At 70.8% G+C, this 17,385-nt stretch carries 10 protein-coding genes and 1 tRNA gene; 9 read left to right on the top strand and 2 right to left on the bottom strand.

Annotation, left to right across the window (positions count from 1 at the left end; genetic code table 11):
- Positions 1-123 precede the first annotated feature (123 nt).
- From ACFC09_RS07620 to ACFC09_RS07580, 9 genes are all read left to right on the top strand, one after another.
- Complete coding sequence (locus tag ACFC09_RS07620; protein ID WP_376524773.1) at positions 124-795, top strand: small secreted protein; 672 nt, start codon at positions 124-126, stop codon at positions 793-795.
- A gap of 117 nt (positions 796-912) precedes the next feature.
- Complete coding sequence (locus tag ACFC09_RS07615) at positions 913-2,511, top strand: methyltransferase (RefSeq protein WP_376525029.1); 1,599 nt, start codon at positions 913-915, stop codon at positions 2,509-2,511.
- 579 nt (positions 2,512-3,090) lie between these two features.
- Entirely contained in the window at positions 3,091-3,288 is a 198-nt protein-coding gene (locus ACFC09_RS07610; protein ID WP_376524771.1) for a hypothetical protein, read from the top strand.
- 245 nt (positions 3,289-3,533) lie between these two features.
- Entirely contained in the window at positions 3,534-6,380 is a 2,847-nt protein-coding gene (topA, locus tag ACFC09_RS07605; protein ID WP_376524769.1) for a type I DNA topoisomerase, read from the top strand.
- Positions 6,381-6,861: 481 nt separating this feature from the next.
- Positions 6,862-9,990 carry a dTMP kinase gene (gene tmk / locus ACFC09_RS07600; RefSeq protein ID WP_376524767.1) on the top strand — a complete coding sequence of 1,043 codons (3,129 nt, stop codon included), beginning with the start codon at positions 6,862-6,864 and terminating at the stop codon, positions 9,988-9,990.
- Positions 9,991-10,307: 317 nt separating this feature from the next.
- Positions 10,308-11,513, top strand: a complete 1,206-nt coding sequence (locus ACFC09_RS07595; RefSeq protein WP_376524765.1) for a DNA polymerase III subunit delta' — start codon at positions 10,308-10,310, stop codon at positions 11,511-11,513.
- A 114-nt stretch (positions 11,514-11,627) separates the two neighbouring features.
- On the top strand, positions 11,628-13,238 hold the full coding sequence (locus ACFC09_RS07590; RefSeq protein ID WP_376524764.1) for an alpha/beta hydrolase: 1,611 nt from the start codon (positions 11,628-11,630) through the stop codon (positions 13,236-13,238).
- Positions 13,239-13,345: 107 nt separating this feature from the next.
- Positions 13,346-13,422, top strand: a tRNA-Thr gene (locus ACFC09_RS07585).
- Between the two features lie 946 nt (positions 13,423-14,368).
- Positions 14,369-14,761: a hypothetical protein gene (locus ACFC09_RS07580; RefSeq protein ID WP_376524762.1), complete on the top strand. Its 393-nt coding sequence runs from the start codon at positions 14,369-14,371 to the stop codon at positions 14,759-14,761.
- Positions 14,762-15,301: 540 nt separating this feature from the next.
- On the opposite strand, the gene ACFC09_RS07575 is transcribed toward ACFC09_RS07580, so the two are convergent.
- Together ACFC09_RS07575 and ACFC09_RS07570 are read right to left on the bottom strand one after the other, a co-directional pair.
- Complete coding sequence (locus tag ACFC09_RS07575) at positions 15,302-16,117, bottom strand: cutinase family protein (RefSeq protein WP_376524761.1); 816 nt, start codon at positions 16,115-16,117, stop codon at positions 15,302-15,304.
- Between the two features lie 114 nt (positions 16,118-16,231).
- The gene (locus tag ACFC09_RS07570) at positions 16,232-17,143 is read right to left on the bottom strand and encodes a DUF6801 domain-containing protein (RefSeq protein ID WP_376524759.1); all 912 of its coding nucleotides are present in this window, start codon (positions 17,141-17,143) and stop codon (positions 16,232-16,234) included.
- Positions 17,144-17,385: the final 242 nt, after the last annotated feature.

Genomic DNA, 17,385 nt, shown 5'->3' with positions numbered 1-17,385 from the left:
TCCGTGCGCGCCCGCACCGTGAGTCTTCTCTCCTGCGGTGCAAATAACATTAAAAAGCTACTTAATGGTCGTTCGGGGCATGGAGGTGAACGGTCTGCCGTGTAGGGTCCGTGGGCCGAAAGCATGGAAGGGACCGAACCGGTGAACAAGAAGCTCGCGGCCGCGCTGTCCGGCGGTGCGGTACTGGTGCTGGGGCTGACGGGATGCAGCGGCGGCAGCAACGACAAGCTGAACGGCTGGGCCAAGCAGGTCTGTGACGCGGTGCAGCCGCAGGCCAAGAAGATCGCGGCCGCCAACACCGCGATCCAGCAGCAGACCTCGGACAACAGCGCGCCCGCGGACGTCCAGAAGACCGACGCGCAGGCATTCCAGGACATGTCGGACGCCTACCAGGCGATCAGCGTCGCCGTGAACTCGGCCGGTGCGCCCGACGTCGACAACGGCGAGAAGAAGCAGCAGGACGCCGTCAAGGAGCTGAGCGCCCTTTCGGCGCAGTACGCCTCCCTGACGAAGCAGGTCGACAAGCTGGACACGAAGAACCAGGCGAAGTTCGCCGACGGCCTCAAGAACATCGCGACGGATCTGGCCGAGCTGAGCAAGACCGGCAGCGACGCGCTCAAGAACCTGGAGGAGGGCGACGTGGGCAAGGCCATGGCCGGGCAGGAGAGCTGCAAGTCGGCGTCCTCGCAGTCTTCGCCGTCCTCGTCGGAGTCCGCGCCGTCGTCTTCGTCGCCTTCATCTTCGTCGTCGTCGTCTTCTTCTTCGTCCTCGTCCGGTTCGTCGAAGGCGGGCTGAGCGCGGGGTGGCGAGGCCGACGCCGGGGGTGCGCGGGTGCGTGCGCCACCCGCATGCGCGGACACAGCGCGGGCATGGGCCCCGCCCGCGCGTACGGAGACCATGCCTACGGACACAATGGGAAGCGTGAGCAACGCCACTGTGCCCCCTTTTCCTTCCTTGACCACCCTGCCGTCCGCCGACCGTCCCGACGTCGCCGCCCGGCTGCGCGAGGCACTGCTCGGTGCCTCCTTCACCGCCGACGGACTGCTCGAACTGCTCGGCGCCCCGGCCTACGCGGCGCTCGCCCGCAGCGAGACCGTGCCCGCGCTCCGGGCGACCCGCGGGGACACCCCGCTGGAGACGCTCGTACGGCTGTTCCTGTTGCAGCAACCCGTCGGGTACGCGCGCGTGGCCGACGTACTGCCCGTCCCGGAGTGCCTGGAGAGCGGCTGGCTGGTGCGCACGGGCGGTGACGAGATCGCCGCCGGCGTGGACGTACGGCCGTACGGCGGTCCGGCCGGTGAGGACTGGTTCATCGTGTCCGACCTCGGCTGTGCGGTCGGCGGCGCGGGCGGCATCGGGAACCGGAACGAAGGGGTCGTGCTCGGTGTCGGCGGCGCCTCCACCACCCTCGCCGGCATCACCGTCCGCACGCCCGTCGCCGCCGCGCTCGACCTCGGCACCGGGTCCGGGATCCAGGCACTGCACGCCGCTCAGCACGCCACGCGCGTGACGGCGACCGACGTCAACCCGCGCGCCCTGCACTTCACCGCGCTGACCCTCGCCCTGTCCGGCGCACCGGCCGCTGACCTGCGCGAAGGGTCGCTGTTCGAGCCGGTCGAGGACGGGGAGACGTACGACCTGATCGTCTCGAACCCGCCCTTCGTGATCTCTCCCACCCGGCTCCCGTCGTCCCCCTCGGCCGAAGCGCCCCGCGATGCCCCTGCGGTCACTCGGCTGACCTACCGGGACGGCGGGATGGGCGGGGACGATCTGTGCCGCTCGCTCGTTCAGCAGGCGGGGGAACGACTGAACGAGGGCGGGTTCGCGCAGTTCCTCGCCAACTGGCAGCACGTGGAAGGGGAGGACTGGCAGGACAGGATCAGGTCATGGGTACCGCGCGGGTGCGACGCCTGGGTCGTGCAGCGCGAGGTGCAGGACGTCACGCAGTACGCCGAGCTGTGGCTCAGGGACGCCGGTGACCACCGCGGGGACACCGGGGAGTACCAGGCGCGGTACGACGCCTGGCTCGACGAGTTCGAGGCGCGCAAGGTCAAGGCGGTGGGCTTCGGCTGGATCACGCTGCGCAGGACGGATGCCGCCGAGCCCTCCGTCACCGTGGAGGAATGGCCGCATCCGATCGAACAGCCGCTCGGTGAGGTGGTCCGGGCGCGCTTCGACCGTCTCGACTATCTCCGGGAACACGATGACGCGGCGCTGCTCGACGGCCACTTCCGGCTGGTCGCCGAAGTCGTCCAGGAGCAGGTCGGACTGCCCGGCGCCGAGGACCCGGAGCATGTCGTGCTGCGCCAGAACCGGGGGATGCGCCGCGCCACCATGGTGGACACCGTCGGCGCGGGCTTCGCGGGCGTGTGCGACGGCACGCTGAGCGCCGGCCGCATCCTGGACGCCATCGCCCAACTCGTGGGCGAGGACCCGGTGGTGCTGCGTGACCGCACGCCGGCACAGATCCGCCTGCTCGTGGAACAGGGGTTCCTCGAACCGGCCGGGTGACGGGGCGGTGACGGCGCCTCGCGCCGGCCGGGGCGCGCTCGGGGTGTCGAGCCGGACGTGTTCCGGGGAGCCCGCCCATGCCGCGCCCCTGGCCGTGCCGGGCGCCTGACTCTGCCGCGCACCCCGCCGTACCGCGCGCCTGGCCGTCCCGTGCACCCGACCGTGCTCCTGGCCGTACCGTGCACCCGACCGTGCGCGGTGCCCGGCAGCCCGCCTCGCGCCGCGCCCCCGGGCCGCGCCCCCGGCCATGCCGCGCCCCCGGCCATGTCGCGCACCCGTCGTCCGTGCCTGGTGCCCGCGCCTGGCCGGTTTCCGGTCGTGGTCGGCGCAGTCCCGCGGTGGGTGGTCGCGCCGCAGCCCCGCGGTGTGCGGTCGCGGTACGGAACGGCCCGTGAGCCGTGCGTGGCGGAAATCGGCCGGAAAGGTGCGGGCGGCCGGATCGAAAGCGGAAGGTGTCCGGAGTCACTTGCGTGGTCTGTCGGCCCCGCGTTCACTTCGGATTCGCCCACCCGCCGCTCGCGCGTGCCAGTCTCCGGGCGCTGGATACGCACGAACGGAGGGAAAGGGGCGCAAGGAACCATGGAGAGCGGACCAGCGATCTTCGCGGGAGCGGTGTTCGCCCTGTTCGGGGGCGCTTTGCTGGTATGGACAGGCATGCGGCTGCACCATCGTGAGCAGGTCGCCCACGGTGTGAGTCAGGTCGCATCGGCGACCCTCGCCGGCCTCGTCTCGGTGATCGCGCTGGGCCTCGCGGCGTACTGCTTCACCCGCATCTGAAGGCGGTACGCACGCTGTCCCGTGCGTAAGGGGAGCGTTACCCTCCGAAAAGGGCCGCGTGGGTCGCCCGGCAGTCCGGGCGGCAGGAATGGCGGTAGTCGGGTTACCGTTCGAGTGGCCGTTGCGGGCTTTTCCCGTTTGACACGGGGGCGGGATGTACCGTCACACTCCGCAGCGTCACCACCACCCACCCCCAGGACGAAGACCTGGGGAGGCCCCAGCGTCGACCGGAGAGAAGAGCGAAGTTGTCCCCGACCAGCGAGACCGCACAGGGCGGCCGCCGACTCGTCATCGTCGAGTCGCCTGCCAAGGCGAAGACGATCAAGGGCTACCTCGGCCCCGGCTACGTAGTCGAAGCGAGCGTCGGGCACATCCGCGACCTCCCCAACGGCGCCGCGGAGGTGCCGGACAAGTACACCGGCGAGGTGCGCCGCCTCGGCGTGGACGTCGAGCACGACTTCCAGCCCATCTACGTGATCAACGCTGACAAAAAGGCGCAGGTCAAGAAGCTCAAGGACCTGCTGAAGGACTCCGACGAACTCTTCCTCGCCACCGATGAGGACCGGGAGGGCGAGGCCATCGCCTGGCACCTCCAGGAGGTGCTCAAGCCGAAGATCCCGGTCAAGCGGATGGTCTTCCACGAGATCACCAAGGACGCCATCCGCGCGGCCGTCGCCAATCCGCGCCAGCTCAACCAGCGACTCGTCGACGCCCAGGAGACCCGCCGCATCCTCGACCGCCTCTACGGCTACGAGGTCTCGCCGGTCCTGTGGAAGAAGGTCATGCCGCGCCTGTCGGCCGGCCGTGTCCAGTCCGTCGCCACCCGGCTCGTGGTGGAGCGGGAACGCGAGCGCATCGCGTTTCGTTCTGCTGAGTACTGGGACCTGACGGGCACCTTCGCGACCGGCCGCGCGGGGGATCCGTCGGATCCGTCGTCGCTCGTCGCCCGCCTGCAGAGCGTCGACGGAAGGCGGGTCGCGCAGGGCCGCGACTTCGACTCCCTGGGACAACTCAAGAGCGCGAACACCCTCCACCTCGACGAGACGAACGCCCGCGCCCTCGCCGCCGCTCTGGAGAACACCCGGTTCTCGGTGCGGTCCGTGGAGTCCAAGCCGTACCGCCGCTCGCCGTACGCCCCGTTCCGTACGACGACGCTCCAGCAGGAGGCGAGCCGCAAACTCGGCTTCGGTGCGAAGGCGACGATGCAGATCGCGCAGAAGCTGTACGAGAACGGCTACATCACGTACATGCGTACGGACTCCACGACGCTGAGCGAGACCGCCATCAACGCCGCTCGCACCCAGGTCACGCAGCTGTACGGGGCGAACTACCTGCCGACCCAGCCGCGTACGTACGCCGGGAAGGTCAAGAACGCGCAGGAGGCGCACGAGGCGATCCGCCCCTCGGGGGATCGGTTCCGCACGCCTGCCGAGACCGGCCTGGCCGGCGACCAGTTCAGGCTGTACGAACTGATCTGGAAGCGGACGGTCGCCTCCCAGATGAAGGACGCGACCGGCAACAGCGTCACCGTGCGGATCGGTGGCACGGCCGCCGACGGACGGGACGTCGAGTTCAGTGCGTCCGGCAAGACCATCACCTTCCACGGATTCCTCAAGGCGTACGTCGAGGGAGCCGACGACCCGAACGCCGAGCTGGACGACCGCGAGCGCCGGCTGCCGCAGGTCGCGCAGGGCGACGCCCTCAGCGCCGAGGAGATCACGGTCGACGGGCACTCCACCAAGCCCCCGGCCCGTTACACCGAGGCCAGCCTGGTCAAGGAGCTGGAGGAGCGGGAGATCGGCCGTCCGTCGACCTACGCGTCGATCATCGGCACGATCCTCGACCGCGGCTACGTGTTCAAGAAGGGCACGGCCCTGGTGCCGTCCTTCCTGTCCTTCGCCGTGGTGAACCTCCTGGAGAAGCACTTCGGCCGGCTCGTCGACTACGACTTCACCGCGAAGATGGAGGACGACCTCGACCGCATCGCCCGCGGCGAGGCACAGTCCGTGCCGTGGCTGAAGCGCTTCTACTTCGGTGAGACGACGCCCGACGGCGGCTTCGCAGCGGGTGGCCCTGGCGGCGCCGCCGAGGCCGGCAACGGCGACGGCGACCACCTCGGCGGCCTCAAGGAACTGGTGACCGACCTGGGCGCGATCGACGCGCGCGAGGTGTCGTCGTTCCCCGTGGGCAACGACATCGTGCTGCGCGTCGGCCGCTACGGCCCGTACATCGAGCGCGGCGAGAAGGACACCGAGCAGCACCAGCGTGCCGACATCCCGCAGGACCTGGCCCCCGACGAGCTGAACGTCGACCTGGCCGAGGAATTCCTCGCCAAGCCGAGCGGCGAGCGCCCCCTGGGCACCGACCCGGAGACCGGCCGCCCGATCGTCGCCAAGGGCGGCCGCTACGGCCCGTACGTCACGGAGGTCCTGCCCGAAGGCACCCCGAAGACGGGCAAGAACGCCGTCAAGGCGCGCACCGCCTCCCTCTTCAAGTCGATGTCCCTGGACACGGTGACGCTGGAGGAGGCGCTGCGCCTGATGTCGCTGCCGCGCGTCGTCGGCAAGGACGCGGACGGCGTGGAGATCACCGCGCAGAACGGGCGCTACGGGCCGTACCTGAAGAAGGGCACGGACTCGCGTTCGCTCCAGGCCGAGGACCAGCTCTTCACCATCACGCTGGAGGAGGCGGAGGCGATCTACGCCCAGCCCAAGCAGCGTGGCCGGGCCGCCGCCAAGCCTCCGCTGAAGGAACTGGGCGCCGACCCGGTCAGCGGCAAGCCGGTGGTCGTCAAGGACGGCCGCTTCGGGCCGTACGTCACCGACGGGGAGACCAACGCGACCCTGCGCTCCGATGACAGCGTCGAGGCGATCACTCCGGAGCGTGGTTTCGAACTGCTCGCCGAGAAGCGGGCGAAGGGGCCCGCCAAGAAGACGGCGAAGAAGGCGACCGCGAAGAAGGCCGCCCCGGCGAAGAAGACCGCCGCCAAGAAGACGGCGGCGAAGAAGACGACCACCGCCGCGAAGAAGACCACGGCCAAGAAGACCACCGCGAAGAAGGCGACGGCCTCGAAGGCGGCCACGGAGGACTGACAGCCCAAGGGGCGGCGAGAGTCCGAGGCGGCGAGAGTCCGGGATGGCGGCGTGTCCGGGGCGGCGACGAACCCCGGGCGGCGTGGGTCGGTGGGTTGCAGTGCGGATTGCAGGCCGGTTTGCACTGCGGGCGGCGTGATCCGTGCAGACCGGATCGCCGGAGTCGGCGAACTGCGCCGCATCCGGGTCGTCGGAGCCGCCGTCCCGCGTCGGGCCGGAGCCGCCGTCCCCCCGTGGGGCTTGGACCGGGCTTGGACCACCGGGGGCGTCGAGCGGGCGACGTGTCGGGATCCGGACGGCGATCCGTGGGCCCCGGACGGCCACCACCGGTGGACCGACCCGTATCTCCGTACCGAATGCACTCGCACACCAGGCGCATCGACTTCGCAAAGGGCGCGCCCAGGCATCACTTTGATGTCGGGGCGTGTACATGTCCGGACGCGCGCCATCCGCTGTCGGTGGCTGCCGATAGGCTGAACGCATGACGCGAGCCGAGCAGCCAACGGCCCACAGCACGAACCCCGACGACGCACTCGTGGCGGATTCCCGCGAGCGCGCCGTCCGCTCCCTGCTGCGCCAGCCCGAGCTGAAACGCCTGTGGAGCGCACAGCAGGTCGGCGGAGTCGGGGACGTCCTCGCACTCCTGGTGCTGGTGGTCCTCGCCCTCCAAACGGCAGTCACCGAAGGCTCGTTCGGCGGTGGGTACCGGGGCGTGGCGTTCGCGGTGGCGGCCGTCTTCGCCGCGCGTGTCGTCGCGACGTTCCTCTTCGGCGCCGTCCTCCTCGGTCCGCTCACCTCCCTCACCTCCCAGGGAGGCGCGCTCGACCGCCGCTGGACCATGGTCGGCGCCGACGGCCTGCGGGCCGCGCTGCTGATCGTCGCCCCGCTGTGGATCGACTGGACGCCGGCCAACGCGCTCACCATGATCCTGGTGACGGCCTTCGTCACGGGGGTCGCCGAGCGCCTCTGGACCGTCTGCCGGGAGAGCGCGGCCCCCGCGCTGCTGCCCGCCCCGCCGCCGGAGGGCGCGACGGTCCGGCCGCTGCCGGACCACATGGACGCCCTGCGCCGCCTGTCACTGCGTACGAGCTTCGCGGCGATCCCGCTGGCCGCGGCCGTACTGGTCGCCGCGGCGCTCCTGAACAACCTGCTCGGCACCGGCCTCGACTGGTTCGACCAGCACCAGGTGGCGCTCGGCTCGTACGTGGCGGCCGGGCTGTTCGCCGCGTCCCTCTCCGTGGTCGCCTTCCTGGAGCTGCCCGACGTGCGCACCCCGCGCGCGCGATCTCCGCTCGAAGGACTGCGCCGCCCCCGGACCGGCTCCGGCGTGGACAAGGGCCGCACGGGCGTCATCCCGCTGCTGGTGGCGGCCTGCGCGGCCGTTGCCGGGGCGATCTCCGCCGCCGTCGCCGTGTCGGTGCTGCACGCCGCGGAACTGGGCGGCGGCCCGGTGCTCTACGGCCTGCTGGTGCTCGCCCTGGCCGGCGGGGTCGTCGTCGGCATCCGTACCGCCCCGGCCGTCCTGCCGTCGCTCTCCCGCCGCCGGCTGCTGGCCCTGGCCATCGCCTTCACCGGTGTGGCCCTGCTCGCCGCCGGGCTGGTCCCGGACGTCACCAGTGTGGTGCTGATCGGTGCGCTGGCCGGGATCGGCGCGGGGGCCGCCGCCAACACCGGGCACACGCTGCTCGACCAGGAGGCCGAGGACCACCGCCGGGCACGCACGACCGAGCACCTGCACGCTGTCGTCCGGGTCTGCGTCGCGTTCGGCGCGCTGATCGCGCCCCTGGTGGCGGCGCTCATCGGACCGCACCGCCTGGCCAACGGCAAGTTCGTGTTCGAGCACGGCGGCGCCGCCTTCACGCTGATGCTGGTGGGGGCGCTGCTGCTGCCGGTGGCCGCGCTGGTGCTGGCCAAGGTCGACGACCGGTCCGGCGTGCCGCTGCGGCACGACCTGCGCGACGCGCTGCTCGGCGGGGACGACCCGGCGCAGGCCCCCGCCACGAGCGGCTTCTTCATCGCCCTGGAGGGCGGCGACGGCGCCGGGAAGTCCACCCAGGCCGAGGCGCTCGCCGAGTGGATCCGGGCCAAGGGGCACGAGGTCGTCCTCACCCACGAACCGGGGGCCACGCCCGTGGGCAAGCGGCTGCGGTCGATCCTGCTGGACGTGTCGTCGGCCGGGCTGTCCCACCGCACGGAGGCACTGCTGTACGCGGCCGACCGCGCCGAGCACGTCGACACGGTCGTGCGGCCCGCGCTGGAGCGGGGCGCCGTCGTCATCTCCGACCGGTACATCGACTCCTCGGTGGCCTACCAGGGGGCGGGCCGCGATCTGTCCCCGACCGAGATCGCGCGGATCAACCGCTGGGCGACCAACGGCCTGGTCCCGCATCTGACCGTGCTGCTGGACGTGTCCCCGGAGGCCGCCCGCGAGCGGTTCACGGAGGCCCCGGACCGGCTGGAGTCGGAGCCCGCGGAGTTCCACGCGCGCGTGCGGGCCGGTTTCCTGACGCTGGCCGCCGCCGACCCGGGCCGTTACCTGGTCGTGGACGCGGGCCAGGAACCCGAGGCCGTCACCACCGTCATCCGGCACCGTCTCGACACCGTGCTGCCGCTGTCCGAGGCCGAGATCAAGGCCCAGGAGGAGGCCCGCAAGGCCGCCGAGGAGGAGGCCCGCCGCAAGGCCGAGGAAGAGGCCGCCCGCAAGGCCGAGGAGGAGCGCCTGGAGCGTGAGCGCCAGGAGCAGCTGGCCCGGCTGCGCGCCGAGGAGGAGGAGCGCAAGCAGCGCGAGCTGGAGGAGGCGCAGCGGCGCGAGGCGGAACGGCAGGCCGAGGAGGCCCGGCAGCGGGCGGAGGAGGCCAGGCGCCGGGCGGAGGAGGAGCGGCAGCGGCTGCTCGCCGAGGAGAAGATCCGGGCCGAGGAGGAGGCCCGCCGCAAGGCCGAGGAGGAGCGGCGGCGCAAGCAGGCCGAGGAGGAGGCCAGGCTGCGCGCCGAGGAAGAGGCGCGGCGCCGGGAGAAGCAGCGCAAGGCCGAAGAGGCGCTGATGCGGGCCGAGGAGGCCAGGCGCCAGGCCGCCGACGCGGCGGTCGCGGCCGACGCGGTGGCCCAGCAGCCGGTGGCACCGCGGCCGACGGCACCCGGGGTGACACCGGAGGCCACGACCGTGGAGACGCCCATGGTGACTCCGGGCGCCGACGAGACGGCCGTACTGCGGCCGGTGCGTGAGGAACGGGACGCCGAGGCCGGGCCCGCCCGCGGGCCGGAGTCCGCGTCCGAGGTGACGACGCAGCTGCCGCAGCCGCCGGTCCCGCCGGGTGCGGCGGAGGAGACGGCCGTGCTGCCGCCCGTACCGGCCGGTGACCCGGCGGACCGGGTGCCGCAGGGCTTCTTCCGGGACGAGCGGCCGGCGGCCGACCGCTCCGAGGACCGTACGCGCGAGATGCCGCAGGTCGACGTGGACGCCGACGGTGCGGTGCGACGGCGCCCGCGGCCCGACTGGGCCGAGGAGACGCCGTTGGACGACCTGCCGACACTGGCGGACGAACTGCTCGGCGGGTACGACGACGAGGAGCACGAGAGCCGGGACGGGCGGGGCCGGGGGCGGCGCGGCTGATCGTGTCCGGGTGCCGGGTGCCGGGTGCCGGGTGCCGGGGCGGGGCGGGGGACGCACGTCCCTTGCGCCCGGCCGGCTCACCGGAGACGACCGACGCCCCGTTGTCAGTGGGCGCCCGCACAATGGATTCCGGACCGTACGACGTGAACGCGGACCGTGGTTCGCGGACTGTGACCATGGTGCGTGGACCGTGACCACGCACCGTGGGCACGGACCGTGAAGACACAGTGCGAGTACTTACTGCGAGTACCTACTGCGAGCACTTACTGCGAACACGCGATGTGAACGTGCAACGTGACGGAAGGGCGGCGTGACCCATGACCGTGTGGGACGACCTCGTCGGGCAGGAGAAGGTGAGCGAACTGCTCACCGCGGCTGCCCGGGACGCCGACGCCCTCGTCACCGCCGCCGCCGCGGACGCGCCGCCGCCGGAGGCGTCCAGGATGACCCACGCATGGCTGTTCACGGGCCCGCCCGGCGCGGGCCGCAACCAGGCGGCGCGCGCCTTCGCCGCGGCTCTGCAGTGCGTGAGCCCCGACCGGGCCCTGGGCGGGGCCCCCGGCTGCGGATTCTGCGACGGCTGCCACACGGCGCTGCTCGGCACCCACGCGGATGTCTCCACGGTCGCGGCGGTCGGCACCGAGATCCTGGTCAAGGACATGCGGGACACGGTCCGCAAGTCGTTCACGTCCCCGGCGAACGGCCGCTGGCAGGTGATCCTCGTCGAGGACGCCGAGCGGTTGAACGAGAAGTCCGCCAACGCCGTCCTCAAGGCCGTGGAGGAACCCGCCCCGCGCACGGTGTGGCTGCTGTGCGCGCCCTCGATCGAGGACGTGCTGCCCACCATCCGTTCCCGCTGCCGGCACCTCAGCCTGCGCACGCCGCCGGTGGACGCAGTCGCGGACATGCTCGTCCGGCGCGAGGGCATCGAGCCCGATGCCGCCGCCGCCGCGGCCCGCGCCACCCAGGGGCATGTCGAGCGGGCCCGCCGCCTGGCCACCGACCCGGCCGCACGGGAGCGCCGGGCCTCCGTGCTCAAGCTGCCGCTGCGTCTCGACGAGGTCGGGAGCTGTCTCAGGGCGGCCCAGCAACTGGTCGACGCGGCGACCGACGACGCCAGACAGCTCGCCGAGGAGATGGACGGCAAGGAGACGGAGGAGCTGAAGGCGGCGCTGGGCGCGGCCCAGGGCGGACGCCTGCCGCGTGGCACGGCCGGCGTGATGAAGGACCTGGAGGACATGCAGAAGCGCCGCAGAACCCGGACGCAGCGCGACAGCCTCGACGTCGCGCTGGGCGACCTCACCGGCTTCTACCGCGACGTCCTCGCCCTGCAACTCGGCTCCCGCGTGGCCTTGGCCAACACCGATGCCGAGCAGGATCTGGAGCGGCTCGCGCGGGCCGGTTCACCGGAGTCCACCCTGCGCCGTATCGAGGCGATCTCGGCGTGCCGGGAAGCACTGGAGGGCAACGTGGCGCCGCTGCTCGCGGTGGAGGCGATGACGATGGCACTGAGAGCGGGCTGACCGCGGCGCCGACCGGGGCCCGGCGTGTCGGACATGCCGTTGACCCCGTCACCCGAAAGAGCCACGAAGGCCACGCACAGCGTCCATCCGGTCGCTCAGCGTTACGCTCGCCTGATGCACATCAGGCGAACCCCCCGCCAGACCAACCCCGTGGCCCGCGCCATGGCCACCGCCCTCACCACCGTGGTGCTCGTCGCCGCGTGCTCCGCCGGCAGCTCGGTGACGGCGACCAGCGACCTGGCAGAGGCGGCGCTGGCCCCGCTGCCCAGTACGACACCTCCCGCGCTCGCGCCGTACTACGGGCAGAAACTCGCCTGGCGCAACTGCGGCGTCGAGGGCTTCCAGTGCGCGACGCTGAAGGCGCCGCGCGACTACGCCGACCCGGGCTCGGGCGACGTACGACTCGCCGTCGCCCGCAAGCAGACCACCGGCAGGACCACCAGCAATACCACCGGCAAGAACAAGCCGCTCGGCTCGCTCCTCGTCAACCCGGGCGGCCCGGGCGGCTCCGCGGTCGACTACCTGCAGCGGTACGCGGGGATCGGCTACCCGGCCGAGGTCCGCGCCCGCTACGACATGGTGGCGATGGATCCGCGCGGCGTCGCCCGCAGCGAGCCCGTCGAATGCCTGGACGGGCGGCAGATGGACACGTACACGCAGGCCGACGTCACACCGGACGACGTCGCGGAGACGGAAGCACTGGTCGGGCAGTTCAAGAAGTTCGCGGAGGGCTGCGGGGGCCGCTCTCCGCAACTGCTGCGCCATGTCTCCACGGTGGAGGCCGCCCGGGACATGGACATCCTGCGCGCCGCGCTCGGGGACCAGAAGCTGAACTACGTGGGCGCGTCGTACGGGACGTTCCTCGGGGCGACGTACGCCGGGCTGTTCCCGCAGCGGGCGGGCCGCCTGGTCCTGGACGGCGCCATGGACCCGTCGCTGTCCGCGCGCCGGCTGAACCTGCAGCAGACGGCGGGCTTCGAGACGGCGTTCCAGGCGTTCGCCAAGGAGTGCGTGCGGCAGACCGACTGCCCGCTCGGCGCCAAGGGCACCACCACGGCGCAGGTCGGCGACCACCTACAGGCGTTCTTCCGCAAGCTCGACGAGCACCCCATTCCGGCCGGCGACGCCGACGGCCGGACCCTCGGCGAGGCGCTGGCCACCACCGGGGTGATCGCGGCGATGTACGACGAGGCGGCCTGGCCGCAACTGCGCGAGGCACTCACCTCGGCGATGAAGAAACGCGACGGCGCCGGTCTGCTCGCACTCGCGGACAGCTACTACGAACGGGACGGCGACGGCCGCTACACGAACCTGATGTTCGCCAACGCGGCCGTGAACTGCCTCGACCTCCCGCCCGCCTTCGACACACCCGAGCAGGTCGAAAAGGACCTCCCGGTCTTCGAGAAGGCGTCCCCCGTCTTCGGCAGGGGCCTGGCCTGGGCGGCCCTGAGCTGCGCGTACTGGCCGGTGCGGGCCACCGGCGGGCAGCACCGCATCGAGGCCAGGGGCGCAGGACCGATCGTCGTCGTGGGCACCACCCGCGACCCGGCGACGCCGTACTCCTGGGCGCAGTCCCTCTCCCGCCAGCTCACCTCGGCCCGCCTGCTCACCTACGACGGTGACGGCCACACCGCCTACGGCCGGGGCAGCACCTGCATCGACTCCGCGATCAACGCGTACCTGCTGAAGGGAACCCCGCCGGCCAACGGAAAGCGCTGCTCATAGCCTCGCCGCACGCCCCGGAGGCCCCTCCTCCGGGGCGTGTACGAAGCACCTCCGAAACTGTGTAGACTTACCGCCGTCGCTGATCGCACCATAAGTGCGTACGACACGCCGCTTTAGCTCAGATGGCCAGAGCAACGCACTCGTAATGCGTAGGTCTCGGGTTCGAATCCCGAAAGCGGCTCCATGGTGAACCCTAGGCCGTGCCTTTGGCCTGGGGTTTCTCTCTTTCGTTGACCTTGGGATCCGGGCGAATCGGGCACGTGCGGTCTGTGCATCGTAATGCGTAGGTCAGAGGTGTCGCTTCTGTGACGAGAATCCAGCTTTAAGCCTCTGAACTGGTCCTTTGAGTTTCGGGGTGGCTGGATCCGCCTCGCATCGCGGGTCTCCGGTGGACAAGCGGCGGACAGCCGTGCAGCGGGGGTGCAGTCCTGCTCAGATCCCGACGAGGACGACTGGCTCCTTGGCCCATGGCGGCAGCGCTGTCCGTGGTCCGACGCTCTCGTGGGTATTCGACAAGAGTGGCGGCTGTTGGCGGCTGTTGGCTCGGACGCTTGGCGGTGCTTCTGGCCTCGCGTCGCCGGACTGACGGTGGCCACCACATATGGTTCTGATCCGCTCTCTGGATGCTGTTGGTGGTCTCTAGGTCCGCACTTCGCAGGTCGCTGAAAAGATTCTCTCGGCGACGCCTGAATTCTGGCTCTGTCAAGATTCCGTGAAGCCGATCACGCTTCTGTGTGCCGGTGAGGCTCCGTCATGGGCGACGTGATACTCGCCGCGTGTGAGGAGCTGCTGAAGACTGTGTTACCGCACCTGGGCGGGGTGCTCGTGGAGTAAGTAAGCTCCGAGGGCGGGGTGTTACGTGCCGGGGCACTAGAACACCGGAGTCGGAGCTGGTGCCGTGTCCCGACTGCGGAGCGCTGTCCCTGCGGCGGTACAGCGGATACCAGCGCCACCTCGCGGACGGTGCGGTCGGCGGGCGGTTGTGGTGGCCCTTGCGCAGGGCGAACTCCTCGACCCCGTGTACTCGTGGCGTGGCAGCGGGCGGGTCGGGCAGGGCCATGACCAGGGCCAGCAGGGCGGTCCGCCCGGCCGGCTAGGGCCACCGCGATGGGGCCGCAGGAGAAGCCCCGATGATGACCACCATCTTCGTCGCCGCCCCCAAGCCCCGGACATGGCCGCTGACGGTGGAGCAGTTCGCAGTTCGGCTGGGGGAGCGCTGGCCGCAGGCCGAGATCTTCGCGCACCATGCCCCGGTCTCCGGCGAGGACTACCTCGACTTTCAGCTGGACCTGGAGGGTATGACCCGTACGGTCAGCTACTACGACCACAGCAACCTGATCCTCGGCGATGGGGACCCGGAGTTCTGGGCCGACACCATCGTCTGGTTCCTCGGCCTGCTCCCGGCTGACGCCGACGCTGTTGCCATGGTCGAGGTGAACCCGGAACACACCATCCCGATCCCGCCGCGGGCCGACGCCGAAACCATCCACGCCCTGTTGGAGGGGCTTGCCGAAGCCGAGTAGCCGCGGTTCCACTCCGTAGATGAGTGGTCTGGCGGCAGGCCCTATAAGCGGCCCTCTTGCGCGAGAGGGCAGTTATGAGGTCGGAGCCGGACGGCGAGCACGCAGACTACGCCATGCGTGCTTTGTTCCCAACTGCACCGCAGGTGTACTCGTAGGTGCATACAGGGGAGGCGCCGATCTACCTCCTCCACCGGGTTCGTCCACTCTCTGCCGGGACGTGCGGCGCGGGCGCTTCAGGCGTGCGACGTCGCGATCCGCGCCCTGATCACGCTCGCGTTCGCCATCTGCGCGGACGAGACCCCGCTCAAGGTGGGGCCTGCCGCACTCTCGCGGGGAAGAAGGAAGCCAAGGGCTACCTGCACGTCGCCTGCACCGACCTGTACACCCGCTTCTTGCTCGGCGACCGCTCGATGCCGAGCTGATTCGGGTCGACACGGCAGTGGACGGCGCGTGCGAGGTGGGTGATGAGCACGATGGCGCTCGTGGAAGGGGCCGTGGTGGCGGTCCGCTGCAGCCGCTGCTCCGCTTCTGTCAGGAGCCCTACGCGGGGGTTCCCGCAGGTTCCCTCCACTGGATCCCGTCCTTGCCGTCGTCGGTGAGGGTCTGGGCTATGACGTTGCCAGGCTGCGGGTAGAGCGGGTGCAGCTTGAAGTAGCCGGGCGCGTTCAAGAGCGACGCGTCGCACACCGGGTCGCCGTGGATGCAGTACCGCGTGACCGGAACGCCGTTGAACTCGGTCGGCCCGGCGCCCGGGGAAGTTAACCCGGGCACGCCCCATCCCTTCGGGATCTGGGCCGTCAAGCCGGTGCCAGGCTGCATCGGGTCGGCGTAGAGCATGCCGTCGACCTGCGAGAGCGGAATGCTGGTGCCACCGCCCGTGATTGTCTGGAGCACGTCGTCCGCGACCTGTGCGCCCTGGGAGTAGCCGGTGATCGTGATGCGTGCGTCCGGGTGGGAGCTGTAGGTGTCCTCCGCCGCCTTCAACGCCGCCTGGTAGCCCTGTTGCACGCTGGAGTCGTAGTTCGGTGCGATGAGGGCGTCGGGGCGGAATTGCAGGGTGCCGAGGTCGATGAGCGACCCGCTAGGGCCGACGAACGGGCCGGCGGTGGCCGGGTAGCACACCGGGAGCGCGGAGGAGCCGGGCGGAAGAGTCTTGTTCGCCTCGACGTAGGAGGTAGTAGTGGTCGGGCAGTCAGGCGTGGGGTTCGTGGCGCCGGTGCCGCCGATCTCGATGTAGTAGTGCCCTGAACCAGCCGCTTGTGCGGCGGAGGAGAACGCGACGGCCGTGCCGACCATCAGCGCCGCCGTGGTGACTGCGGTGCCAACAGCCCGTGCCATCATTCTCGTTTGCGACATGCCTGATCTCCTGGTGGGTGGTGGACTTCACAAGATGGCGGATAGCCGCTGCGCGTCCTCGTTGGATCGGGAGGCCCAGGTTGCTGTCAAGGGCCTTTATTTTCGCGGCCGTAGTCACCCGGGTGTGGCCCGGTGCCTGCGGCGCTTGTTGATCCAGTAGACGCCGCCCACGATCAGAGCGCTCGCGATCAGCGGCACGCCGACTACCAAGGGCAGATACATGCTCTGCCGGTGGGGCTCCGGCGGACTGGGGTGGGTGGTGGAGGGAGTGGGAGTGGGGCTGGGGGTGGGCGTTGTGGTGGGGCTGGGGCTGGGCGTTGCCGTGGTGGGGCTGGGATTCGGCGTCGTGCCGGTGGGGTCGGGCGCGGGTGATGCAGTGATGGGTTTCGGGCCGGGCGTCGGCGTGGTGGGGTGGGGGTTCGGCGGTACGGGGGTGGGGCCGGGCAGCGGCGGAGGCGCCGTGATGGCGAAGGACGCCACGGTGTTTTTCTGCCCGGCTTCCAGCGTGCAGGGCGAGGTGAACGTGTTCGGCCATGTCGGACTGCCGCTCGCGTCCCGCACGGTGAGGTGCATGGTGACATCGCCGACACGGACGCTCGCGTTGCCCGACCGGCTGAAGGTTTCTGATGGCAGGGCACCGCTCGCCGTGATCTCGAAGCCGCCGGATGCGGGGACGGTCGTCCTGGGAACCACGAACGTCATCCCGGCCGGGATCGGCCCCTGAGGCGCGTTCACCACGCCGCTCGCGTCCACCGTGCCCTCGACGGTCTTGATACCGATCAGCCGCCTCATCAGCGTCGCCTCAACGGCGTTCACCGGCGCCGAAGCATGGACGACGAATCGGTCGGTGGGTACGCCGACCGTGACCTGCGGGATTTCCGAGGTGATTGTCATCGCGACCGGGGCGGGGCCGATGAGCGGGAACGTGCAGGAATACCGCAGAGTAACCGAAACCGACTCCGCGACCGCCGGCCCGGCGCCGAGAAGTCCAACGAACGCGCCCGCCCCCGCGACGGTCGCTGCCAAGCCTGCACAGGCTGCCGGACCGGCCGTGCCGATCTTCTGACGTAATATCAATTCACCCCTATGTCAGGGCAGTTGGACCATCGTATAAAGAGTAGGCCCCGTGTCCGCAATGGGGCAGTCACGATTCAGACCCGGGAACGGGTGCTGATGAGGTGATCCTGAAGCCGCTCGTGGCGGAACTCTCCCTCAGGGACCTGTCGCTGTCCCTGGGCCGACGGATGAAATACGACCGTCTTTGAGGG

Source organism: Streptomyces sp. NPDC056161, from assembly GCF_042268025.1.
Lineage (GTDB): Bacteria > Actinomycetota > Actinomycetes > Streptomycetales > Streptomycetaceae > Streptomyces.
The sequence above is the reverse complement of the archived record's forward strand: the minus strand, read 5'-3'. Positions and strand labels throughout refer to the sequence as shown.

Coding starts and splice junctions, on each gene's coding strand:
- ACFC09_RS07620 (WP_376524773.1), top strand. CDS start 124: ATGGAAGGGACCGAACCGGTGAACAAGAAGCTCGCGGCCGCGCTGTCC.
- ACFC09_RS07615 (WP_376525029.1), top strand. CDS start 913: ATGGGAAGCGTGAGCAACGCCACTGTGCCCCCTTTTCCTTCCTTGACC.
- ACFC09_RS07610 (WP_376524771.1), top strand. CDS start 3,091: ATGGAGAGCGGACCAGCGATCTTCGCGGGAGCGGTGTTCGCCCTGTTC.
- tmk (WP_376524767.1), top strand. CDS start 6,862: ATGACGCGAGCCGAGCAGCCAACGGCCCACAGCACGAACCCCGACGAC.
- ACFC09_RS07595 (WP_376524765.1), top strand. CDS start 10,308: ATGACCGTGTGGGACGACCTCGTCGGGCAGGAGAAGGTGAGCGAACTG.
- ACFC09_RS07590 (WP_376524764.1), top strand. CDS start 11,628: ATGCACATCAGGCGAACCCCCCGCCAGACCAACCCCGTGGCCCGCGCC.
- ACFC09_RS07580 (WP_376524762.1), top strand. CDS start 14,369: ATGATGACCACCATCTTCGTCGCCGCCCCCAAGCCCCGGACATGGCCG.
- ACFC09_RS07575 (WP_376524761.1), bottom strand. CDS start 16,117: ATGTCGCAAACGAGAATGATGGCACGGGCTGTTGGCACCGCAGTCACC.